Here is a 24,231-nt window from a genome sequence, read left to right on the forward strand (position 1 = left end):
TTCCAACCAGATGGTACTTTGTTATGCTCGATCTAAACCCCATCTGCGTCTGATGTTAACTTCAATTCTGCCAAATATCAGCTTATCTACTGTAACCCCTAAAACAACAATAACTATCATAACTGCCACTACCTGGCTAATATCAGCTAAATCACGCCCTACCATCAGCACTTGACCAAGACCTTTAGTGGCAAATAGCATCTCTCCAGCCATCAACGCCCGCCATGCAAATGACCAGCCTTGTTTTAACCCGCTAACAACTGTCGGTAAACTAGCCGGGATGATAACATTCCAGTAAACCTTTAAACCACCTGCACCCATGGTTTTAGCTGCTCTCAAGTATAGTGGATTAACATTTTTTATGCCGGATTCTATTGCAATAGAGACGGCAAAAGCGGAACCAATAGCGATTACAAATATAATTGCACTTTCATTAAGACCGTACCAAAGTATAGCAAAAGGCAGCCAGCAAATACTTGGAAGGGTTTGAAGCCCCAGGATAAGCGGGCTTAGATTTTCATCTAGCGTCTTGAATCTTACTATAGCAAACCCGACTATTGCTCCGATTAGGATGGAAATAGCATATCCGATGACAATGCGTTTAGCACTTGCTAATACCGCAATACCCAGTGTGCTATCAGCTATCAAGTCAAGCATTGTTTTAAAAACTGTTATTGGAGAAGGAAAAACATATGGTTTCCATAGCCGTAAGTAGTCAACACCTAGTTTATAAGCCAATTCCCATATTGCTATCAGTATCAGATAAAAGGCTATCTTTTTTAACAGTCCAGTCATTGTCGAATTCAGCTTTAGCAACCTTCTCCACCTCCTCTTTAAGTTCTTTCATAATCCCTGCAGCCAAGTACGCTAAATCAACATTCTCAGGCTCGCGTGGTCTGGCCAGCTGAATTTTGAACTCTTTCTTAACCTTTCCAGGGTTAGCCGCCATAACAATTACTCTATCTGCCAGTAAAACGGCTTCCTCAACACTATGAGTAATAAAAATTATTGTCTTTTGCGTTTCCAACCATATTTGCTGCAGTTCTGCCTGCAGTATTCCTTTAGTTTGACTATCCAGTGCCGCAAACGGCTCATCCATCAGCAGTATTTCCGAGTCAAGAGTTAATGCTCTTGCTAGAGCTACCCGCTGTTTCATTCCACCGGATAGTTCATGAATATAAGAATTTTGAAATCTAGATAGATGAACCATCTTCAAATATTTAAGCGCTTTTTCATGTCGTTCATCTTTCGGAACTCCGGCCATTTTCATGCCAAATTCTACATTGTCAATTACTTTTAGCCAAGGAAATAACGCTGATTCCTGGAACATAACTACACGATCCGGCCCAGCACCTTTAACCTCGTGACCATTAAGTATAACGCGCCCTTCGGTCGCATCCTCAAGTCCGGCAATAATGTTGAGTAGAGTTGATTTGCCACAACCTGAAGGTCCTAAAACGCAGATAAATTCACCTTTATTAAACTCGAGATTGATATTATCAAGCGTCTGAACGCTATTCTGCTTACTATTAAAACTTTTGCTTACTTTCTCAATGAGTAGACTCAACATTAACACCTCTATTCCTAGATTTAACTATTTTAAATATATTGAAAAGCCAGCTTATGCTGTTTGAGCACAAGCTCTTGGGCTATCATTTATTGAATTTCGTTAAGTCCTTTTTCTTTTAGAACTTTATTAAGCAGCTTCAAGTTAAATAGACCTTTTAAATCAGGCTTTTCCTTGATGAAGCCAGCCTTTAGCGATAGATCAGTAAAATCTACTACAGAATCTTTTTCTGGATCATAAGTTACTTTAAGTCTTCCAAATGCCGCCTTTAGTACATCAGCAGGTATTGGCTTACCAGTAAGATCTTTAATTTGCGCATTTACTGTTGCACTAGCTTGTTCTGGATTCTTATTGATATAATCAGTCAGTTCAACATGAGCTTTAAGAAACTTCTCAACTACATCAGGATGATTCTCGATAAATTCTGTCCTAGCAATAACAACTGCTGTTGTATATTTGCCCTCACGCCATACTTGATCATAATCCAATAGAACATTAGCTTTTACTTCGTTGATAAGTCTCGATCCCCAAGGCTCAGGTACAATTGCTGCATCTATTTCACCTTTATCTAGTAAAGTTTTGATATCTGGATTGTCGGCCTGTCTTATTTCTACAGATCCGCCTTTAGTTGTATCTTTAAGTCCGTGTTGCTGAAGTATATGTCTTAAGGACAAGTCTTGCGTGTTACCGAATTGAGGAACGGCAATTTTCTTTCCACTAAGTTCTTCAACATTGTTAAGTACTAGATCTTTTCTTGTTACCAAAATAGCTCCCGCATCGGTCGCACCAGCAATTATTTGAATATCACCTCTAGATTTGGCATAGCCAGTGATTGCCGGGCCTGGTCCTATGTAACCAAGATCCACTTCTCCGGCAAAGAATGCTTCAATTTCAGCCGGTCCAGCATTAAATGATTTCCATTCAACTGTTGTTGCGTCTCCTAGTCCCTTTTGAAACTGGCCTTCAGCACGGCCAATAAGAGCTTGCGAATGGGTTATGTTAGGGAAATGTGCAACTCTTACTTTTGAAACAGGTCCACCAACACTTTTAGTGTCTGTTGAGCAACCAAGTATACCTAACGATGCACTCATAATTACTAGGGATAAAATGATCAACTTAATACTTTTCATTTTTTGGCCTCCTTAACAATTTAGATCTTGGGAGGATTAGTCTAGCTTTTTTAACAAACAAAAAAGGCCTAGACTTTTCCCAATTTAGGAAATTGTCTTAGCCTTTGGTTTTTCCAATCAGCACTCGTTATTTAATTATTCAGTAGTTTATCATTATATTTTTCATGTGTCAATAAAAATCATGTATAGAAACTACTTTCATACTATTGTACAATATTTTAATTTTAGTCCACTATAGCAATACATAATCGTAAAATTGAATCATAATTATAAACAAGCATAGGCACCAATTCCTTATGGACGGTGCCTATGTTTTTATAATCTAACCACTTACTTGCTGGATCAATATAGAAGCGTTGGCGTTGATTTGGGTTCCGCCTGCTAGAGTTTGTAAAGTTACTGCTGCCGAACTTGTATGGTTTCTCACCGTTAACACATCACCAGCGGCAGCAGTGATGATTACCATACCAGGATTTGGCTGCGTCCCGGCCCCGGAACCGTAAGTTGCACCAGCAACGGGAGCACCATTTTGGTAGAGTGTGAACTGGTTCGGCTCTACACCTGCGGCATTGAACCATATTGCATAGTCACCAGCACTACCAAGCGAGATCGTAGTTGTTCCCGGCGCATGGGTAATGTCGCCTACAATGACACCGTTATCACTAAAATTTATATCAGCTTCTAATGCTACAACTTGAGCAGCTAAATTATAAATATAGGCATATGCGGCTAATCCGGTCCCAGTAGCACCAGTTGCTCCTGTCGCCCCTGCATCACCTGTTGCACCTGTGGCTCCAGTTGCTCCTACCGCCCCTGCATCGCCTGTTGCACCTGTAGCTCCAGTTGCTCCTACCGCCCCTGCATCGCCTGTTGCACCTGTGGCTCCAGTTGCTCCTGCCGCCCCTGCATCACCTGTTGCACCTGTGGCTCCAGTTGCTCCTACCGCCCCTGCTTCGCCTGTTGCACCTGTGGCTCCAGTAGCTCCTACCGCCCCTGCATCACCTGTTGCACCTGTGGCTCCAGTTGCTCCTGCCGCCCCTGCATCGCCTGTTGCACCTGTGGCTCCAGTTGCTCCTGCCGCCCCTGCAGCGCCTGTAGCTCCTGAAGGACCTGTTGGACCTGTTGGGCCAGTTGCTCCTGCTCCTGTTGCTCCAGTAGCTCCTGAAGGACCTGTCGGGCCTGTCGGACCTGTTGCTCCTGTCGCCCCAGTTGCTCCTGTAGCTCCTGAAGGACCTGTTGCTCCTGTCGCCCCAGTTGCCCCTGTAGCTCCTGAAGGACCTGTCGGACCTGTTGCTCCTGTAGCCCCAGTTGCCCCTGTAGCTCCTGAAGGACCTGTCGGACCTGTTGCTCCTGTAGCCCCAGTTGCCCCTGTAGCTCCTGAAGGACCTGTCGGACCTGTTGCTCCTGTCGCCCCAGTTGCTCCTGTAGCTCCTGAAGGACCTGTCGGGCCTGTTGCTCCTGTCGCCCCAGTTGCTCCTGTAGCTCCTGAAGGACCTGTCGGGCCCGTTGCCCCAGTTGCCCCAGTTGCTCCTGTTGGGCCAGTAGGGCCGCCTGCGGGACCAGTAGGACCAGTAGGTCCAGTGATTCCAGTAGGTCCCGAAGGACCAGTTACTCCAGTAGCTCCAGTTGTTCCAGTAATACCTGTAGGACCCGTAGGACCGGTAGGTCCAGTGGGACCAGTAGGTCCTGTGATTCCAGTTGCGCCAGTTGTCCCAGTTATGCCAGTTGGGCCAACCGGCCCGGTAATTCCAACAAAGCAACATGGATTAGGCACACATTTACAATCACATCCACAATTGCAATTATTATGTTTGTGATAATATCTTAAGTCTCGATCCATTGAAAAGCCTCCTTGCTAGTTACTATGTAATATATTATGTAGTAACTAGCTAAAGGGGGACATTGTTAGTCATACCGTTAAATAAACTATCTCTTAAAGATCAATACGAATTTGTTAACAACTTAGGAAAACTAATCTTTTATGTTCAAAAAACAAAAAAAGCCAAGATTCCATCTATAAAAAGATTGGATTCTCTTAGCCCTTAATGGTCATCTCAGCATAAATATCAGAATTTAGCTGTCCGATTAAAGAAGTAAACGCCATTTTCTCTCCTTTTCTCACTATGCATGTTATCCTTAGTCTTAAGCCATGACCCATGTTTTCGCTTAATGAGCTTTATTCTTTCTAATAATCAAATTACTATTAAATTCTTTATTAACCTTTGCTAACATCTCAGCTAAATCATAAATATGCCGGAAGGATACACAATTTTTCATCTCATTCACTCTCCTAATTTAATATTTTCCCCTTAGATTATTAAGCCCAATTGAAAGGATGTAAGATTTTTGGACCAAAATCAGAAAAGGCCAAGACCTCATCCAAATTGGATTAAGCCTTGACCTCCGGTGGTCTATTTTTAGGGATTTATATTATAATAATACTACAACATACACATCTGTATTGTCAACATAAATATTTTTGTAACTTTACGTGTTTTTTCAACTACTAAACCATGTGCTTTTGTAAACATTCATTTGATTACATTCTCGCCAAAATATTACTAATACTTATTTCAAAATTCTGGTCATCTTCACCTGTTCTTTTCTTAGGACCTTTGGTTCTGCCTCCTCCGCGGCGGTATTTAGCTTTAACTTCTCGAACTTCCAATAAAAACGCAATATCATCGGAACGGTATTCTCTACCCGATGGACTCAAGCATATAGCCTGCTTTCCTAAAACCATTGCGGCTAGGCCCCAATCCTGAGTAACGACTAAGTCGCCTTTTTCGGTTAAGTTGATTATTTTTATATCCGTTTCTTGGGAATCACTTCCTACTACTATATGATAATCTGATGAAATATTATGGTTAAAGCTGGCTACCGTCCAAATTGGAATGTTATAACTACGTCCAACCTGGAAACATAATTGTAACACTGTTTTAGGACAAGCATCGGCATCTATTAAAATTTTCATATTACCTTCCTTAGATATATTCATGATGGAGCTTTTTCTATAATTTTAATTAAAGAAAACTAAAGTAAGTCCTTCATTTCTTATTAGTAAAGAGCACTTAATTTGTTAAGTTTGCCAAATTAATATACAATAAAGTAAAATCATTAAAATGGGAGCATGATATTTATGACTAACGATAACATTAATGAGTTTTATGGGCAGCTTGGATTTGAGCAGATAGAGGTTGAAGACAGACTAACAGCTCTATTTATCGAAGTCAGTCCTGATGGCGAATATGCTTTAGTAACAGATGATAATGGCGTAATGCCTGAAACCCTTAAGCAGACAGTAGTTTTCGCTTGCTACACTTCTGAAGGTGCTTTTCTGTGGAGCACAAGCTTTAAAAACTCCTATCTATTAAGAGATGCTTGGTCTGAAAATCAACCTATTGAAGAAAAATTCCTAGCTGTAAAAAATAAGCGAAAAGAATAACTCAAATACTTTTGTGCCGCTCTAAATTATATCGTAAGGATATTAGGGCGGCTGATTATTGTGCAAATTTAGTCCATTTGATGCAATGCAAGCAGAAGGATAAGCCAATTACAACAGTGTAATAATAAAGTAAACACGGCTTGTGTCGAGCTTCGCGATGACAGAAGCCGATACTTATCTCCTTATGCATGTAAGAAAGTTTTACTTTCTTATCGTATAAAGTAAACACGGCTTGTGTTCAGCTTCGCGACGGCAAAGCCGATACTTATCTCTTATGCATTAAGAAAGTTTTACTTTTCTTATCGTACAAAGAAAAATACGGCTGTGCCGATTAATAGCACCTGTTTTTTAGGTCTCTTAAAAAAACACTATAATATTCTACTTACTTCGATAATATTTATAATTTAAAACTTTTAAAAGCCAAAACACATCATTAAGTAAACAAATTAAAGGGAGACTAACATGACAGAAAGCGAACGGGAATACGAAATTGCCAGACTAAAGCGGACACTTGAGGAGATTAGCTGGCAGTTAGCTAAGGCAAATAACAAGTGCGAAGATTCTCGAGTCGAACTACAGACTAACTTAGCTGATTATTGGGAGAATTATGGCGGCAACGCCTTGGATGAAGCTCAGATGATAGAAGCGCTTGAACGCCAGCGCGGCATTTCAGCTGTCATCCATAAGGGGCAGCAGACACTTCAAAAGGCTGCCGTTTCACCTTATTTTGGCAGAATTGATTTTATTGAGGAATGGTCTGGCGAAACTACTCCAGATGAAATATATATAGGGATTACTACTTTAACAGACCATCAGACCGATGATCTGCTGGTTTACGACTGGCGGGCACCAGTGTCAGGAATGTACTATGACTTTGAACGCGGGAAAGCCTGGTATAAGGCTCCAATCGGCACAGTTACAGGTACAATTACGCTTAAACGCCAATACAAAATCATCAATGGTCAGATTAAATATATGTTTGATTCAGACATAAAAATTGATGATGAGATATTACAGGAAATCCTTAGCAAAAGCGCTGATGATAAAATGCATACCATTGTCACAAGCATCCAGCGTGAACAAAACCAAATTATCCGCAATGAAGAGAATAAACTTCTGCTCGTTCAAGGTCCTGCCGGCAGCGGCAAGACCTCGATTGCTCTGCACCGCATTGCTTATCTACTCTACCGCGATAAAGCCTCTATAAACTCTAAAAATATTTTAATATTTTCACCAAATCATATTTTCAGCGACTATATTTCAAATGTACTGCCCGAAATGGGAGAGGAAAATGTCCTGCAAACCACTTTCCACGACTATACACTACCTTTCAAAGAAATCCTTCCTGTTGAAATTGAAGATAGAACTACCCAACTAGAATTTATTCTTTCTAATTTAGATAGTAGAGAATTTAACACACGGGTGGCATCTATTTACTACAAAACATCAGCTCATTTTGAGCAAGTTATTGAAAATTATCTAGCCTATTTTGAAACAGAACTAATAAACGATTACCCAGATATTCAGTTTAATGGTCAAACTATTTTCGCCTCAGAAGAATGGAAATCATATTATTTAAACGAACTTGCTTTTCTGCCTCCGGCCCGGCGTCTTGCTAAAATTCGCGAGATCATTAATATCAGAATTCGACCTATTACCCACGAAATACGCCGCAAGAAGGAAAAAGAAATTGATGAAAGAGCCGAAGAAGTTAATAAAAAAACTATTAAAGCCATGGCGAGAATTGCTGCAAGACAAGAGCTTGGTGACTTAATTAATCACATAGAGAAATTAACCAGATTAAATCCTTTTGTACTTTATCGCAAACTTTTTGATAATCCTGAGATATTTCAGCGATTTTCTTCTAGTACTGTTGTTCCTAAAGAGTGGCAGTACATTCGCAAACAAACTATTTCCTCTATTGCCCGTGGAACCTTACCCTACGAAGATTCGTTCGCCTTTTTATATTTCCAAGGGCGATTGGAAGGCTTTCAGCCGCGGAATAGTATTAAGCATTTAGTCATTGACGAAGCACAGGACTATACAACGCTTCAGTATAAGATACTAACTCGTCTTTTCCCCAAATGTTCCTGGACTATCTTAGGAGACCCGGTGCAAAGAGTTCATCCTTATATCCAAGGAGCTTGCTTTGACTCGTTAAACAAGATTATAAATCTTGAAAATCCTCGAATAATTAAGTTAACGCGAAGCTATCGTTCAACACTAGAGATACAGGCTTTTTGTAACTCTCTTTTACCTAGTAGCGAACCTGCTGTATATATTAACCGGAGCGGAACACTACCACTGCTTGTAAAATCTGCTACCCTTAAATTGGCTCATGAATATATCAATAAGGCAATTGCTGAACTAAAGTCCGAAGGCTGCCGCTCAATAGCGATAATATGCAAGACTATAAGAGAATCAGTGATACTGCGTGATGCCTTGCAAAATCCAGATATCAGCCTCATTATCAGTGAAACTGCCGAATTCAGGCGAGGAATAGTTATTATGCCTGCATTCTTAGCAAAAGGTCTGGAATTTGACGGAGTAATAGTCGCAAACGTAAATGCAAATTCCTACCGGCGTGAAGCAGAAAGAAATATTCTCTATACTGTATGTACTAGAGCACTACATCGGCTAGTACTCTGCTATCATGACGAAATATCTCCATTTATTCAGTCAATTTCTCCGGCATTATATAATTCTATTGAATCCTAAAATAATGCCCTCACTATGCAATTTCAAAGTTATTCTGGAGGCAATTAATGAAGGAAAAACTGCAGTCATTAAGCTACTATCGCTGGCTTATTTTCGGCGTTACTGTCCTAGGAACGTTTATGGCAACACTTGATGCGAGTATAGTAAACGTTGCACTTCCAATAATTTCTGGCGAACTAGGCAGTCAGCTTACTACCGTACAATGGGTGGTCACAGCCTACCTTCTGGCTATATCGAGTTTACTGCCGCTATTTGGCCGTGCTGGTGATGTATATGGGCGTAAGAAAATATTTACAAACGGTTTTTTAATATTTACAATCGGTTCAGCACTGTGTGGAATCTCAACCGACATAAAGCTATTAATAGCCTCTAGAGTTATCCAGGCAATAGGAGCCTCAATGATAATGGCTAACACGCAAGCTCTTGTCGGCGCAGCCTTCCCTGGAAAAGACCGCGGACGCGCCTTAGGAATAGTTGGCACTGTAGTAGCTTTAGGCTCAATGACCGGTCCAAGTTTGGGCGGTATATTGGTAGGCACTGTAGGGTGGTCTTCTATCTTTTGGATAAACTTGCCTATAGGCATAATTGCATATATATTAGGACAGATTGTACTGCCAACAGGCGAAAATAGACGTGATGAAAGTTTTGACTTCTTTGGCGCCTTCTTATTTTCCGTAGGTATGATTAGTTTGCTGTTAGTACTAAGCGAAGGACATGAATGGGGCTGGCGTTCTTACACGACTATAAGCACCCTGCTCATAAGTGCTGTCACATTAGCATGGTTTGTCAATTATGAAGGAAAGCTCAAATACCCCATGATCGATCTAACATTATTTCATCGCTGGCCCTTCTTAGCTGGTACATTATCAGGTTTATTTTCATTTATGGCTATGTTTTCGAACAATATGCTAATGCCTTTCTATTTGGATAATGTCCGCAACTTAGCGCCAACCCATATTGGGCTGTTAATAACTCCATTTCCGCTCATGATGGCTGTCGTTGCACCTATTAGCGGCTACTTATCTGAACGAGTAAATCTCAAGCTGCTTACTGTAGGCGGTTTATCAATAACGATTACAGGGCTATTATACTTATCCGGCATTGCTCCTGAAACCGAATTGTGGAAAATTGCCCTTTGCCAGGCATGTCTTGGTATTGGTACTGGCTTATTTCAATCACCAAACAATAACAGTATCTTAAGTTCAGTCTCAGCAGAAAAGTTGGGAGTTGCCGGCGGTATAAATGCGCTTATTAGAAATGTCGGTATGGTTAGCGGTACTGCTGCTGCAGTGTCAATTTTTGAATTCAAACGACGAATTTTCCTTGAAAACATAGCAGTACCCACATCTACTCAGCTGACTGAGGCTTTTTTATCAGGTTACCATATTGCACTGTTAGCCGGGGCATGCTTTGCTGCAATATCTGCTATTATATCTTTAAACAGACAAAGCCATATTAGATAAGCAGCAAGATAATTTTAAAATAGTAATAACATAAAATAAGCTTTTTGAAAAAAATAAATACCTAGGCTTTTGAGAAAGGTGCGCTTAGTAAATGGGCCTTGTAGGGAAGCCTGCACATAATATAACCCTTGTGAATAAACTATTTACTGGGGTGATTCTTATGAAACCAGTAATACTCTATCCTCCTACTATTGACTGGGATTATCTTCATCAACGGCCTCAGCAGCTATTAAAAGCACTTTCGTCATTAGGCTGTGTTTGCATTTTCTGTAACCCTAATCTCCACAAACAACGTATACGTGGTATACAATATTTATCTGAGAGCATTATACTTGCAAATGAAGTAAGCTACGATACAGCACTTCAATGGGCAAGAGATAGTTTTCCAAGCACTCCAATAGCCGCGTATTTTACATATCCCCAGCATATAACTTATATTGCTCAATCAAAAGTTGACCTTATTATTTTTGATTCAGTAGACAAACCTGTGGACGAGTTTGCGGTTTGGAACACACATTATAAGTACGCAGTACAAAACTCTGATATTCGGTCAGCCTCTGCCCTTTCGCTGGTTAAACGGGCAAGTACATATACGGATGCACCAATTCATTATATACCTAATGGCTGTGACTTCGAACATTTTAAAAAAGCACAAATACATCAGCAGTTAAATGGCAAGCCTTTTTCCTCCGGCAAATCGATAATTGGCTATATTGGCGCTATCGCTCCTTGGGTAGATTGGCAGCTAGTTAATTATATGGCTCATTGTCTTCCAAGCTATGAATTTGTTTTTATTGGTTCGGCGCTGCTGCAAAAAGGTATCTGCATGACTAATAGCAATATGCATTACTTAGGACATAAGGATTATTCTGAACTTCCTGTATATATGAGTAATTTCGATTTCTGTCTTCTGCCATTTAAAATCACGGACATGACAAGAGGAGTTAATCCGATAAAATTCTGGGAGTATCTAGCTAGTGGTAAGCCAATATTGAGTACTGCCTTGCCAGAAATCCCTCCGGCCCATGTATCTATTATTAATGAAGATCTCTTCCCCGGCTATCAGCCAAACTTGGACGTTGCTGGGCGTGAGTCTAGAATAGAACTTGCCCGAAATAATTCCTGGAAAGAACGAGCGGCAAAACTTTTGCAAGTTATATATGAAACATTAGAATGTGGTTAGCGTAAGGCTGCCGATAAAGGCTCATTTGCGTCCCTCAACCTCAAACCCATTGCTTGCGTACACCGTGTACTCGGTGCTGCTGGGTTTTGCGGTACCATTAGCAACTGAACTTTCTCAACAGCCTGGATAGGTTTGTCAACAGACATGGTCCACGTTAGAAAGGATGAGATTATACTGAACAATATTATTACAGCTCAAGCCCTCGGGAAAAGTTATGGCGGATTTCGAGCACTAAAAGGAATTTCCTTTAACATTAAAGAAGGCGAGTGTTTTGGCTTTTTAGGTCATAACGGGGCTGGAAAATCAACAACAATGAGAATGATTTATGGACTCTCCACAGTTGACGAGGGAACACTTTCAATGTTTGGTCAAAAGATAATACTTACGCCCCCCGAGATAAAAAGCAAACTAGGAATAGTCCCTCAAGAAGATAATCTAGACCCAGACTTAACTGTAATCGAAAACTTAGAGGTTTACGGCGCTTTGTTCGGACTTGATGGCAGTAAGTTGCGCGAAAGAAGCAAAGAACTACTTATATCAATGGGCCTGCAGGATAAAGAAAACTCATCAGTAGAAAGTTTATCCGGTGGATTAAAGCGCCGCTTAGTTATTGCTCGTGCTTTAATAAATGCCCCAAAAATTGTTGTCCTCGACGAACCAACTACAGGTTTAGACCCGCAGGCCCGCCATTTAGTATGGCAAAAACTGCGTAGTCTAAAAAGCATTGGTGTTACCTTGATTCTAACTACACACTACATGGAAGAAGCCATGCAAATATGCGACCGACTTGTAGTAATGCATGAAGGAGAAATTTTGGCCGAAGGAAGTCCGCGAGAATTGATAGCTCGCTGCGTACTTCCTTATGTAATTGAATTGCACATGCCTGCTGACTCTGTTCCAAGCGACCTACGCGAAAAAGTTGAAAAAGCTAATGGTGAAATCCTCCAAGTTGCTGATGGCATATTTTTGTATTGCGAAAATGGACAACTGCTTTGGGAAAAGCTAAAAGACTGGGGTATTCCCCAGCATGCCTGCCTATTGCGCCCATCAAATTTAGAAGATGTCTTTTTAAAGCTTACCGGTAAAGGAGAAGAAGAATGAAGGGTGCATTTAAAATACTTAATAGACATCTAAAAGTTTTCGCGCGAACCTGGCAGCATAACTTAATGTTCAATGTAATTGAGCCACTATTATATCTTTCTGCTATGGGCTTTGGCCTAGGTGCCTTTGTACAGCAAATTGACGGTATGAGCTATATTCAGTTTATTGCCCCTGGAATGGTTGCGCTTTCATCAATGTATTCGGCAACCTTTGAATGTACCTATGGTACCTTTGTCCGCCTGCACTACCAAAAAGCTTTTCAGGCCTTGCTGGCAGGGCCAGTTACAGTAAAAGATGTCGTAATTGGTGAAATATTATATGCCACTTTTAAAAGCGTTGTTTTTGGTGCAGTAATATTACTTGTTGTAACGGCCTTAGGGCAAATAAAATCTATATACGCTCTATTAATACCGTTATTCTTAATACTTCCCGGCATCTTATTTTCCACTATGGCATTATGCTACACAGGAGTTACCAGCAATATTGATTACATAAATTACTATATAACTCTAGCCATAATGCCGTTTTTCCTCTTTGGCGGACTCTACTTTCCAGTTAGCGCCCTACCGGTATGGGTGCAGAAAGCAAACTTGATAAATCCCCTTTTCCATAGTGTTGAAGTATGCCGAGCGTTAGCTCTAGGGCAATTGTCAGACACCCTTTGGTTACATGTACTCACTCTTGCTGTCTTTGCAATAATTTTACTGCCTTTACCAATAAAACTAATGACTAAAAAATTAATTTCATAAAGAAAACACGGCTTGCGCCGAGCCTTAGCGACAGCGGAAGTCGATACTTATCTCCTTATGCATGTAAGAAAGTTTTATACTTTCTTATCGTATAACAAAAAACCGGCAGAGCAATTTTGCTCTGCCGGTTACCTTTTTAAGTCATGTAGTCGGGGCTGAATTCAGCAAGACACATCCATGCTTGCTCAATCGCTTCCAAATCATCTGGGTTTAGACGATGCAGAACTGCCCCAATATTTTCGTTAAAATGGGAGAAACCCTCAGTTTGATCTTTTACCTCAGGAATTGATGGTGCAATAAAATGTGTCATTAAAAACGCCCCTCCTTAAAGGCAAAAAACTCCCTCGCATTAATTTGCGGGGAGCTTCTTTGCTCATTTTTATTATTTATTTATATTGTATGTTATTTAATAATAAATTGCAACATGTCCCCACGTTTTTTAGATTATATTTATTATAAGTCAAAAACGGATTAGCTATTCATAGCTAATCCGTTCAGTTTAAAATGAAAAATTTCCATTTTTAAATACAGCAATCTCTTTTCCGTCTGCTGTAATTCCAACTATTTCAAGATCAGAAGTACCTATCATAAAATCCTCGTGAACTAACGAGTCATTCACGCCATTTTCTAACAATTCCTCTTTACTCATCTTCTCACTATCTTTTATACAAACAGGATATGCTTTACCTATTGCCAAATGACATGAGGCATTTTCATCAAAAAGTGTATTATAGAAAAGAATATTCAAACGAGAAATCGGCGAGTTAAATGGAACTAGTGCAACTTCCCCGAGATAGCAGGAGCCTTCATCGGTTTCTACAAGGTTCTTTAATACTTCATAACCTTTTTTAGCCGTATATTCAACAATCTTTCCATCTTTGAACTCTAAAGTAAATTCGTCAATAAGATTGCCATTATAATTTAGAGGCTTGGAGCTGACTACCTTCCCATTTACCCCTGTCTTTTTAGGAAGTGTAAATACTTCTTCAGTTGGCATGTTGGCAATAAACTCTAATCCCTCTGGTGTTGCCTCAGCTCCACCAAGCCAGATATGGTCTTCAGGGAGCTCAATTTTCAAATCCGTACCTGCAGCATTTTTATATTGAAGATATTTGAAACTATGCGAATTCAAGAGGTCCATGCTCTTCTTTAAATTAGTTTTATGTTCTTCCCATGCAGCGACTGGGTCGACACTAGTTACTCTTACCACTTCAAAAATCGCTTCCCATAGCTTAGCAATTGCTTCGCCCTCTGGAAGATTGGGGAATACTTTCTTGGCCCACGATTTAGTTGGAATAGAAATAACGCACCAGGCGTTTTTGTTGCTCATAAGTTTTTCACGATATTCTTGCAACGCTATACTGCCAGTTTTTTGGGCTTTAGCTACTCTGTCGGGATTAACATCTTTCAGCAGTTCTGGATCTGAGGCTGAAATACTCAAAAATGCCGCCCCTTTATGTAAATAACTTAAATAGAATTGTCTTTGCCATTCAGGAAATTCTTCAAACACTTCTTCGGGAGCTTGAAGAAAACGTATTTTCGAAAACAACTCATCTTTCCAATTTATAACAACATCTCTTGCTCCTTCTTGGTAAGCCGTTTGAGCTATTAGGCGAGTGAACTCGGCACATTCAATCGGTGCATTTATTACTAAAATTTGATCCTTTTGAATATTAACTCCTGTTTTAACTATTAGGCGAGCATATTTTTCAAGTAAATTTTGATTCATTTAAGAACTCCTTTCATATACAATGCCTACACTTACCTTTAACTATATATAACATATTTAGAGAAATTTATTCATTCTTTATTGAGCATATTCCTGCCCAATGATTTACCTGATAGCCTTCCATATATAGTTCCAGGTCTATCCAAAAACCTTTAGTCTCTCCACTGAAAACATTAGTCCATTTTTACGAATATATACTTACATTTATAATGATTTTTTGTGTATTATTATTGCATTAATCTATTTCAAGTGTTAATATTGGTTTGTATTCATTGTACACATTCCTTTAGCTAAACAAATTGTATTTTATAACGTTTGTTAAAAGGCTTAGGAATAGTTCGTTTGAGACCAATTTATTTAGGAGGGTTACTGTGAATATACCTTTATTAATAGTGATAGCATATATTGTAGTTTTATATGCGGTGTCCTGGTATTCAACTAAACTCAACAAAGGCGGGTACTTAGGGTATCTTTTGGCCGGAAGAGGTTTTACAACAAGTATCATATCAACAATGGTCGCAGGTTTGGCTATCGGCGGTGCTTCAACAATCGGAGTTGCGGAGCAGGCCTATAAAGTTGGTATATCTGCCGGCTGGTATAATGGTGCATGGGCAGCAGGCGCGGTGGTTGTTGGTTTGGTAATGGCTTCAAAGCTTCGTTCCCTTGAAGTAACAACAATCCCTGAACTGTTTGAGCGATATTTTGACACTTCAGGACGGATAGTCGGTGTTTTCGGACAGGTAGTTATTCAAATGGTTATTACCGCACTTCAATACGTTGCTGGGGGAGCTATTCTAGCCGCATTAATGCCTGAGTTTTTCACCTTCAAATCAGGTATGCTAGTTAGTGCTGTAACCTTTATCGGTATAACACTAGTTGGCGGCTACTGGGCTGCAGGCTTGAGCAATTTTATAAATGTTATTGTTATATATATCGGCATAGTCACCGGAGCGATCTTGTCCATATCAAAAGTTGGCGGTTTTTCCGGTTTGTCAGCAAGTCTGCCTGCTAATGGTCCTTGGTTTTCAATGTTTGAAGGCGTAGGTATGGCTATGATAATCGCCTGGTTTACAGTAATGATAACTCAGGCATGTTCTAATCAAGCGGTGACTCAAATTGCTTTTGCTGCAAAAGATGGTAAAAGCGCCAAAATGGGCTTTATCATCGGTGGGCTGATTATATTTCCAATAGGCTTTTTAAGTGCAATATTGGGAATAGTTGCAGCCGCAAAATATCCGAACATTGCTCCAGCAATGGCATTGCCAAAAGTTATTTTAGATCTTGATCCTGTTTCAGCAGGCTTGGCATTATCAGGTCTATGGGCTGCTGACGTTTCAACTGCTGTTGGACTGCTGCTAGGAAGTTCAACACTCATTGTAAACGATATCTGGAAGCGCTTTATCCAGCCCGACATGAGCGAAAAGAGACAATTGATGATTTCCCGGGGTATTGTACTGGTAATAAGCCTATTAACGTATTGGATGGCTACTTCAGTATTAGGAATTATTAAGACCTTATTAATTGGTCTCACTTTGACAACATCATATACAACTGTACTTTTATTCGCGCTATTCGCTCCAAGTCTATGCAAAAAGGGTTCTGCTTTCTGGACAGTATTAGTAGGTATCCTTTTCCTAGTGGCATGGCAGTTTGTACCTGCTATCCGCGTAGTTTCTCATCCGATATATCTAGCATGGCCGATAAGCGTATTAACCTTTGCTATTGTTTATATCTTGGACCCCCGTCCAGCTAAGATACCATCTATTAACGAAAAGACTAATAGTGTGCCAGAGGCAGCTGTCGGGTAATATAAAAAATGAGCATCACCGCTTTCATTAGCGAGGATGCTCATTTTTCATTCGACATCACTTTTATTATCTGATTTAAAATCTGCGGTAAAACCGCCGCAGCTTGTTTTTCGTGCATCACAGTCTTCACAACAATTACAGGTAACGAATGTACAGACCCTTCTGTGGCAATCACGGCACTGGCACCCATCACAAATAATCAATTGTTTCATCCCCTCCTACTTTAGTAATAAATTTATAATTTAATTAGAATAATTATATTATTTTGAAATCTAAATATCACAACTAAACTTTAAAATAATCTTGATATCTCTTCTATATGCAATTTAGATTCCCTTTTATGTTTTAAGAATTTTCTTAATATTTATATTTGTTTTTTCAATTACATAATACTTGCTTGACAGCTAACTATATAGTAAGTATACTATCATTAACAGTATATTTCGCAAGGGGAGTAACCGTTACAGCACAGTCGTCAATACGGAGCAATTTATTGCCCCGGCTCTGCTGGCATTAATTTGTTGGTAAGACCTTGCTTATATGAGTAATCATATAGGCAAGGTCTATTTTATTTTAATTTTGGCAAAATAACTGCAAGGGGTGAGTAAATCTAAATCTAATTATTCCCTGCCAATAACTGAAATGGAGGATTAATCATGTCAGAAAGAATGAGTTTACAAGATATTCTTCGGGAATACGGTGTGCCTCTAACAACTCTCAGTGTTGTTGCGTCTAAAGAAGATTGCTTAAGTCTTCGCGAACGTCTGATTGCAATTAGAGATTTAAGCCAAGGTAAAGAACAGGGCTTTATGGAAGTTACCTGTAGCTTCTATATTGATGTGCATGATATTGATCGTTACCTGTCTGGTGAGCTTCCTAACCTTGCCGAGATATACACCTTTCCAGAAGATATAAAAACATTCAAGGAGGTATAAATAATGAAAAAACTTTTAATTTTAACTTTGGTATTTGCTTTTGCTTTCAGTTCAATAGGGTTTGCAGCTAAAAGCAGTTCAAAACCAAGAATGTCCGCACCGGCTCCTAAAGCTTCTACATCACAGACAGCACCAAGCAACTCCTCGGATTATAAACCTTCGGCACCTGCCAACAGTTACAGCGACAAAGCTCCTGCTGCTAAATCAGCAACCCCTCAAAGCACTCCACAACAAGCAAATACCGGAAGCAGCTTTATGCGCAACGTAGGTCTGTTAGGCGGCGGTATGCTTCTAGGCAGTATGCTTGGCAGCATGTTTGGCTTTGGCAATTCAGAGCTCTTTGCTTCTATCTTTGGCATGCTGTTTAATGTCATGATAGCAGCTGGTGTTTTCATGGCAGGACGCTTCTTGTGGAATAAGTTTAAAAATAAGAACAAAGAAGAAAAGCGAGATACACGCGATCTCTAAACCTTATAATACACACAACGAGTTCCTTTTGGGACAAGTTATCGATTCAAAAACTGCCCTCATTTATCTTTTAGTAAAGAAAACTATCGCGCTCGAACCTTTGGCGTAAGCTAAAGTCGACGTTGCACTTTGGAAAATTTAAAATGACTATGCAAAAAACTGCGAGGCCACCGGCCTCGCAGTTTTCTAGTTGTACTTAATTAGTCACTGCATTTATTTTTAAGCAGACAATAGATTCTGCCTGAAACAAAGCAAAAAACAATAGCTTGAGTTGCTACGATTATTTCAAAAAGCTGCAAGTAGTTTGAATTCTGCCTTATTTGAGGAATAAAAAGTAATGGTATAATCATTAAAATTGCAATAGGCATAAAAGTAAAAACACACTGCTTGTATCCTATATTTAAAGCGAACTTTAGCATAATTCACCTCCTTCTATACAACGTGACTATTTTAACATAAGTCATTATGTAAACTCAAGAGGGTTTTAGAACCTCATCATAATTTTGTTAAGTGCTGATACTTTCAGGCGAAAACGGAGAAAATATTGCCATATCTTGTATTTGTCCGATGACTAACCCGCTCTTCAAGTCTTTACTTTATCATATGAGTGTTATAATATTTGGTATATTAAATAGAAACAGCTTTCATAGCTGCCGAAAGAAGGCTTCATTTTGAAATCTTTTAGTACTTATATAATTAGCGAAGAACACAATGGCTTCACTGTCGAAAACTATCTAAAACAAGTTTTACAGTGTTCTGGCCGTAAAATACAAAAGCTTACCCGCCTAAAAGGTATTCGCTTAAACGGTAAGCCGGTTTTTCTGCAAAGAACTTTAAAAAGTGGCAGTTCTTTGCAAGTTATGAATTTAGAAGATACTTCTTATGGCGTTATTCCTGAACCAGGCAATGTGGATATCCTATATGAAGATAGCTATATGCTCATCTTAAACAAACCAGCCCGCCAGCTGGTTCATCCGACAGGCCAAACGCAAAGCGGAACCTTAGCAAATCATTTAGCGTATTTTCTACAAAACCGCGGTACTCTAACTACAATCAGAGCAATCCACAGGCTTGATCGTGATACTTCGGGATGTGTAATATTTGCTAAAGATTCAAAAAGTCAATCCATTCTCGAACAGCAGCTAAAATCAAATACACTTAAGCGAACTTATATCGCGTTAGTCAAAAGCTTCATTACTCCTCCATCAGGAATAATAGATGCTCCTATTGGCCCTCATCCAACAATGCCTAACAGACGAGCGGTAGCCGAAAACGGCGAACCGGCAGTTACACACTATAAGACAATACGTACCTTAAACGAGGCGTCTTTACTTGAACTGCAGCTTGATACCGGACGTACACATCAAATTCGTTTGCACCTTGCATATCAAGATTGTCCGATTATTGGTGATGGAATGTATGGTGTTCGTTCGCCAGCAATTTCACGTCAGGCTTTACATGCTTCAGCTGTTACTTTTAATAACCTAAAAGATCATGGTGAAATTACTATCGAAGCACCTTTACCTCCCGATTTTATAAATGCCTTAAGCAAACTGTGAGAAGATCCAATTTATTTACTAAGCCTCATTCCATTATTTTCGAGATACATTAATACACCCTCGCGTTTTGACTGTTCACCCAGTGAATATAACTTTTTCTCTTGATAATAGAAAACATCCTGTTTCACTCGTCGATTCATTTTGAATGGCTTGTCTTCTATATAATCAAAATGGCTTGTCTTCAGTTTGGCGGAGGAATAGTAAGGATCAAAAATATATACATAATCCTCATCTATTGCTGTAACAAGTACATAATGATCCGCTTTTTCTAGACTTACACATGCCAGCATTACTCCATCACGTTCAAGACAATGAGTTATTCTTTCACTAGTAGGCGTTATCTCTTCGCCTTCTAAAAACTCACAAATTAAACCAAATTTTTCTTTTCTGCTATACTGATTGATCCACTCCACAAGGGACCTAACTCCTACTTTTGAAGTTCCGCATCTGCCGGGATGACCGTCGTTGTCAGGATTATCCATTGAAAAACTATATATTGCTTTGATAAGTTCCGGCCTAATTTCCGCCCGCTCAAAAAGATAACTTAGTCCATTCAGGAATGTTACTGGCACACAATCGTAATCAGACCTTTGATAATTAAGTGGTATTTTCAAAGTATCTCTCCTTTAGGTATACTTAAAAACCGCCAAATTATTATTGACCGAGACATCTGAATTTATTACCTCCCTCAATAAGCATACTGCACTAAAAAAATACACCCTACTAGGGTGTATCTCACAAGCTGTCGATAAAGGCCCATTTGCGTTGTTGCTCCTCAAACCCATTGCTTGCGTACGAACGCAGTACGCGGCGCTGCTTGGTTCTGCGGTGCGCCTAGCAGCTGAACCTTTCTCGACAGCCTAAATAATAGGTTTTCAGCATACCAAAAAATACACCCTGTTAGGGTGTATTTCATTTTCTAAACTATTTAACTTGTACATTATTTTTGCTTGGAATTATAATTTCCTCACAGTCCGTTATCGCCTTCGACATACTTACCTTTTCCAGATCAGCATTAAGCCCTGGCCCGCCAGCTGCATTAATTGCATCCGCTATATTTGAATCGCCAGGCATTTTATATACCCCTGGTTTCATTACATATCCTTTTACATAAACAACTACAGGATCAGGTTGAGCAATTACTATTGGTTGTGCTGGTCGCGAAAAGCCTACAAGAGGAAATATAACCAGCGCAAAAATCAGCATGCAAGCATAGCTCAATTTTTCCCAAGATTTAAAAACGGCTTCTTTTCGCCTTGCAGTTTTACCCTTAAAACGAAACCTGCTACTACCTTTAGAAACTGACACTTCAATACGACGCCAAGGCGTTGTCATTACCTTAAGACTGTCTTTATCTGAAGAGTTGTACTTTACCTCAGAAATATCGAATTCGAAACCTGGTGCAACGGTATCAAGAACAGAACTAAATTGCTGATTTATTATATTTATTATTGTTTCATCAGAAGTTTCAACTTTTAGGTTGTCTCTTTCTAACCAACTTGCCAAAACTGTGCTATCCCGCGCAATCAAAGCGTGTATTGTATCACCCTCGCTATAATCTGGCATAGTGGCTGCAATGTTATTTAGAACTTCCAGCAAATAATTGGATTCATTATTAATTAACATCGCTACACGTCATTCTCCTTGTACTTCAAAGTCATATATTATCTATTCTTGAAAAAAATTGTAATACCTTCAATAAATTGTAATTTTTTATCATATTTAATTATACTAGTTCGCTCATTTTAGTCTCACTTTTTTGATCCGGCTTTAAGCTGCAAAGTTGTGATACAAGCATCCCGACCATCATTAGTATACAGCCAAAAATCTCACGTGCACCTAGATATTCATTAATAATAAGCCATCCGCCTATTGCTGCAAAAACCGTTTCCATACTAAGAATAATTGCAGCATGCGACGGCGAGGCTTTTTTCTGGCCAACTATCTGTAATGTATAAGCAATACCGACGGAACAAATACCGCCGTATAGTATCGGAATACCAGCTTGAAGAATATCGTTTATAACTAAACTTTCAAAAATTAAAGCTGTAGCTAGACTAAAGATCGCACAAGTTACAAATTGAAAAAAGGCTAACTTAAGAGTATCAATTTGCTTAGAAAACTTATCTATTACTAAAATGTGCGCAGTCCAAAAAAAAGCGCCAACTAATTCAAGCAAGTCACCATACGAAATAGTTAAACTTTCTTTGACACACAGAAAATACAAGCCGATAACGGCTAAGACTGATCCTATCCAAGTACTGCCCGGAATACGCTGATTTAAGAAAATACCAACCATAGGTACAAGCACGATATATAAGCAAGTTATAAATGCCGCTTTACCTGCCGTCGTGTATATTAAACCAATTTGCTGGAGGGAAGCAGCAATAAATAGAATTGTTCCAGCAAGAATGCCGACTTTTAATGAGCTTTTAACACACTTAGGCGATTCACATCTGTCTATCTCCTTTGAATCCTCCTTAAAAAAGAACATCAGCGGTAACAACGACAGACTTCCCAGGGCAAATCTTATACCATTAAAGGTAAATGGTCCAACATGCTCCATTCCTACTCTTTGAGCAACAAATGCGAACCCCCAGATTGCCGCTGCTAGCAATAGCAGCATATTATACTTAAGTTTCATCTCTGGACTCCTTTGATCACACTTAGAATATTGTGATTGTAAACTATTAGAATTTTTAAGTCAATAACTTTCGACTTGTGTAAACTTGAATTATGCTAACAACAAAGAAAAACTCAGTAGAATTATTGTAAACTTCCCAATAAATTCAACTGAGATCTCACGGTCATATTTATTTTTAATTCTACAGCTATTTTTTACTTATATCAAAAAAATTGCTAATAACGTCATCGCCAAGAATCCTGATATTACTGGTATTAAGTTTCGCCTTGCAAGTTCAAATGGACTTACATTACAGATTGCCGCTACAGCTATTAAACTCCAGGGTATCAAGGTTCCTCCGCCTGTAAATATACCTGCAATTTGCCCTAATGCTGTAAGTGTTGCGATTCCAGAACCGGTGGAAACGGAAAATAACTTAGCTAAGGAGCCAACTAGTGATATACCAGAAAATCCTGAGCCATCTAGCCCCGTTATGACACCCACAATAGTCATTGTAAATGCGCCAATTACAGCATTTATCGGCACACTATTTGCCATAGCTATACCTAAATCATTAACTAATCCGCTAGAACCTGCCGGAAGAACTTTGCCATAGATAGCTGTAAAACCACTATCTCCTAGATAGAAGAAAGCGGCAATAGGAATAATTGGTCCAAAAACTGTAATACCAAATTTAAAACCCTCTACTAGATAAGTCGTTGTCTTCTCAAGTACTTTAGTTCTATGTACCACCAATGTAATTACTATTAGTATTAAAATCGCAGTTCCTCCTATGAGTGCTGTTGCATCACCACCTCTTAGCTCTAGTAGATACATTACCAGCACATCGACAGCGAATAAAATAGGCACCATTGCAGCTAATATCTTTTTCGCAGTTTCAGATAAAGAGGCATCTTCTTCATTTCTTTCTACAGTAATAATATCTGGTAAAGCGGTGTCAGGCTCCACAGATAATTTACCAAAGGCAATATCACGCTGAAGCATCCAATAAGCAACACTCACCGTTACTATACCCATCACAAAAAGCAATGGAATACTGGCATTTACTACGTCTTGCACTGGTATGCCAGCAGCTCCGGCTGTCAGTTTTGGAGCAGCTTGAATAACCCAGTCACCCGATAAAGCAATTCCATGACCGAATAAATTCATGGCCATTGCCACACCGATAGCCGGTAAACCGACCCTACGGCCTACTGGAAGCAGAACGGCCCCCATAAGGGCTGCCGCTGGTGACGGCCAAAAAAACCATGAAATAACCATCATAAATATCCCGATAACCCAATACGCAGCTTTTTGCGATCTAATAATTCGAGCAAATGGTGCGACCATATACTCATTTACACCCGTTATTGCTAACGCTGTGCTCATTGCAACAATAAGAGAAATAACTAGAATTGTCCCAGCCAATTCATTAATTGCGTAAATAAAACTGTTAAAGATTCCAATTATAGCTTGACTTAAGCTTCCTTTAGCAAAAAATCCGATTAATAATATTCCAATAATGCAGACTAAACTGCTGTCTCTACGCATTACCATTGCGGCAATAATCAGTAGAATAAACATTGAAAACGTCCAATGCAGCAAGGTAATTTCAATATTCATTGATATCCCTCCCCTTTCAAGAAGTTTATTCTCCATGACATTTTATGATAAGGAAACTTAAAGGAGACACCCCGAAAATAAAAAAACTCTAGAATTAGGATAATACCTCTTTCTAGAGTTTTCAAGCTAT

General features: G+C 39.4%; 23 protein-coding genes. 10 read left to right on the top strand and 13 right to left on the bottom strand.

Translation table 11 applies throughout. The features are described from left to right. Window positions 1–21 precede the first annotated feature (21 nt). The 5 genes from V6C17_RS03735 to V6C17_RS03755 form a co-directional block, all read right to left on the bottom strand. A complete protein-coding gene (locus V6C17_RS03735; protein ID WP_333521202.1) occupies window positions 22–816 on the bottom strand; it encodes an ABC transporter permease in 795 nt (264 codons plus the stop codon). Beyond that, the gene (locus V6C17_RS03740; RefSeq protein WP_333521203.1) at window positions 728–1,570 is read right to left on the bottom strand and encodes an ABC transporter ATP-binding protein; all 843 of its coding nucleotides are present in this window, start codon (window positions 1,568–1,570) and stop codon (window positions 728–730) included. Before V6C17_RS03740 ends, V6C17_RS03735 begins: the two co-directional genes overlap by 89 nt. Before the next feature lie 86 nt (window positions 1,571–1,656). Then, the gene (locus V6C17_RS03745; protein WP_333521204.1) at window positions 1,657–2,697 is read right to left on the bottom strand and encodes an aliphatic sulfonate ABC transporter substrate-binding protein; all 1,041 of its coding nucleotides are present in this window, start codon (window positions 2,695–2,697) and stop codon (window positions 1,657–1,659) included. 322 nt (window positions 2,698–3,019) lie between these two features. After that, on the bottom strand, window positions 3,020–4,537 hold the full coding sequence (locus V6C17_RS03750) for a collagen-like protein (protein ID WP_333521205.1): 1,518 nt from the start codon (window positions 4,535–4,537) through the stop codon (window positions 3,020–3,022). 699 nt (window positions 4,538–5,236) lie between these two features. Next, a complete protein-coding gene (locus tag V6C17_RS03755) occupies window positions 5,237–5,671 on the bottom strand; it encodes a YaiI/YqxD family protein (RefSeq protein WP_333521206.1) in 435 nt (144 codons plus the stop codon). 165 nt (window positions 5,672–5,836) lie between these two features. On the opposite strand from V6C17_RS03755, the gene V6C17_RS03760 reads away from it, so the two are divergent. The 6 genes from V6C17_RS03760 (at window position 5,837) to V6C17_RS03785 (ending at window position 13,356) form a co-directional block, all read left to right on the top strand. Further along, window positions 5,837–6,142, top strand: coding sequence for a hypothetical protein (locus V6C17_RS03760; protein ID WP_333521207.1), 306 nt, complete (start codon window positions 5,837–5,839; stop codon window positions 6,140–6,142). Between the two features lie 462 nt (window positions 6,143–6,604). Continuing rightward, window positions 6,605–8,860 (top strand): HelD family protein, encoded by a 2,256-nt coding sequence (locus V6C17_RS03765; protein ID WP_333521208.1) that lies wholly within the window; start codon window positions 6,605–6,607, stop codon window positions 8,858–8,860. 47 nt (window positions 8,861–8,907) lie between these two features. Next, window positions 8,908–10,323 (top strand): MFS transporter, encoded by a 1,416-nt coding sequence (locus V6C17_RS03770; protein WP_333521209.1) that lies wholly within the window; start codon window positions 8,908–8,910, stop codon window positions 10,321–10,323. 160 nt (window positions 10,324–10,483) lie between these two features. Continuing rightward, window positions 10,484–11,506, top strand: coding sequence for a hypothetical protein (locus V6C17_RS03775; protein ID WP_333521210.1), 1,023 nt, complete (start codon window positions 10,484–10,486; stop codon window positions 11,504–11,506). 144 nt (window positions 11,507–11,650) lie between these two features. Next, a complete protein-coding gene (locus V6C17_RS03780; RefSeq protein WP_333521211.1) occupies window positions 11,651–12,607 on the top strand; it encodes an ABC transporter ATP-binding protein in 957 nt (318 codons plus the stop codon). Next, window positions 12,604–13,356, top strand: a complete 753-nt coding sequence (locus V6C17_RS03785; RefSeq protein ID WP_333521212.1) for an ABC transporter permease — start codon at window positions 12,604–12,606, stop codon at window positions 13,354–13,356. The genes V6C17_RS03780 and V6C17_RS03785 overlap by 4 nt, the downstream gene beginning before the upstream one ends. A gap of 136 nt (window positions 13,357–13,492) precedes the next feature. Here the strand turns inward: V6C17_RS03785 and V6C17_RS03790 are convergent, their stop codons facing one another. Both V6C17_RS03790 and V6C17_RS03795 read right to left on the bottom strand, forming a co-directional pair. Beyond that, on the bottom strand, window positions 13,493–13,666 hold the full coding sequence (locus tag V6C17_RS03790) for a hypothetical protein (protein WP_333521213.1): 174 nt from the start codon (window positions 13,664–13,666) through the stop codon (window positions 13,493–13,495). 189 nt (window positions 13,667–13,855) lie between these two features. Then, window positions 13,856–15,085 (bottom strand): aminopeptidase, encoded by a 1,230-nt coding sequence (locus V6C17_RS03795; RefSeq protein WP_333521214.1) that lies wholly within the window; start codon window positions 15,083–15,085, stop codon window positions 13,856–13,858. 371 nt (window positions 15,086–15,456) lie between these two features. Between V6C17_RS03795 and V6C17_RS03800 the strand changes: the two genes are divergently transcribed. After that, window positions 15,457–16,893, top strand: a complete 1,437-nt coding sequence (locus V6C17_RS03800; protein ID WP_333521215.1) for a sodium:solute symporter family protein — start codon at window positions 15,457–15,459, stop codon at window positions 16,891–16,893. Window positions 16,894–16,940: 47 nt separating this feature from the next. On the opposite strand, the gene V6C17_RS03805 is transcribed toward V6C17_RS03800, so the two are convergent. Next, complete coding sequence (locus tag V6C17_RS03805) at window positions 16,941–17,105, bottom strand: hypothetical protein (protein ID WP_333521216.1); 165 nt, start codon at window positions 17,103–17,105, stop codon at window positions 16,941–16,943. 444 nt (window positions 17,106–17,549) lie between these two features. Here V6C17_RS03805 and V6C17_RS03810 point away from each other — a divergent pair, with 444 nt between their 5' ends. After that, window positions 17,550–17,828 (top strand): hypothetical protein, encoded by a 279-nt coding sequence (locus V6C17_RS03810; protein ID WP_333521217.1) that lies wholly within the window; start codon window positions 17,550–17,552, stop codon window positions 17,826–17,828. A gap of 3 nt (window positions 17,829–17,831) precedes the next feature. After that, a complete protein-coding gene (locus V6C17_RS03815) occupies window positions 17,832–18,296 on the top strand; it encodes a hypothetical protein (protein ID WP_333521218.1) in 465 nt (154 codons plus the stop codon). Between the two features lie 200 nt (window positions 18,297–18,496). Here V6C17_RS03815 and V6C17_RS03820 read toward each other — a convergent pair whose 3' ends face one another. Continuing rightward, complete coding sequence (locus V6C17_RS03820; protein ID WP_333521219.1) at window positions 18,497–18,715, bottom strand: hypothetical protein; 219 nt, start codon at window positions 18,713–18,715, stop codon at window positions 18,497–18,499. A 252-nt stretch (window positions 18,716–18,967) separates the two neighbouring features. Between V6C17_RS03820 and V6C17_RS03825 the strand changes: the two genes are divergently transcribed. Further along, complete coding sequence (locus tag V6C17_RS03825) at window positions 18,968–19,855, top strand: RluA family pseudouridine synthase (RefSeq protein WP_333521220.1); 888 nt, start codon at window positions 18,968–18,970, stop codon at window positions 19,853–19,855. A gap of 11 nt (window positions 19,856–19,866) precedes the next feature. Here V6C17_RS03825 and V6C17_RS03830 read toward each other — a convergent pair whose 3' ends face one another. The 4 genes from V6C17_RS03830 to V6C17_RS03845 all read right to left on the bottom strand — a co-directional run bounded on the left by V6C17_RS03830 (window position 19,867) and on the right by V6C17_RS03845 (window position 24,101). Beyond that, window positions 19,867–20,469, bottom strand: a complete 603-nt coding sequence (locus V6C17_RS03830; RefSeq protein WP_333521221.1) for a hypothetical protein — start codon at window positions 20,467–20,469, stop codon at window positions 19,867–19,869. A 310-nt stretch (window positions 20,470–20,779) separates the two neighbouring features. After that, window positions 20,780–21,481, bottom strand: a complete 702-nt coding sequence (locus tag V6C17_RS03835) for an SLBB domain-containing protein (RefSeq protein WP_333521222.1) — start codon at window positions 21,479–21,481, stop codon at window positions 20,780–20,782. Between the two features lie 100 nt (window positions 21,482–21,581). After that, window positions 21,582–22,499, bottom strand: a complete 918-nt coding sequence (locus V6C17_RS03840) for a DMT family transporter (RefSeq protein WP_333521223.1) — start codon at window positions 22,497–22,499, stop codon at window positions 21,582–21,584. A 198-nt stretch (window positions 22,500–22,697) separates the two neighbouring features. Continuing rightward, window positions 22,698–24,101: a hypothetical protein gene (locus V6C17_RS03845; protein WP_333521224.1), complete on the bottom strand. Its 1,404-nt coding sequence runs from the start codon at window positions 24,099–24,101 to the stop codon at window positions 22,698–22,700. Window positions 24,102–24,231: the final 130 nt, after the last annotated feature.

This window comes from Dendrosporobacter sp. 1207_IL3150 (assembly GCF_036763085.1).
In the GTDB taxonomy this organism is placed as follows: Bacteria; Bacillota; Negativicutes; order DSM-1736; family Dendrosporobacteraceae; genus JBAIYU01.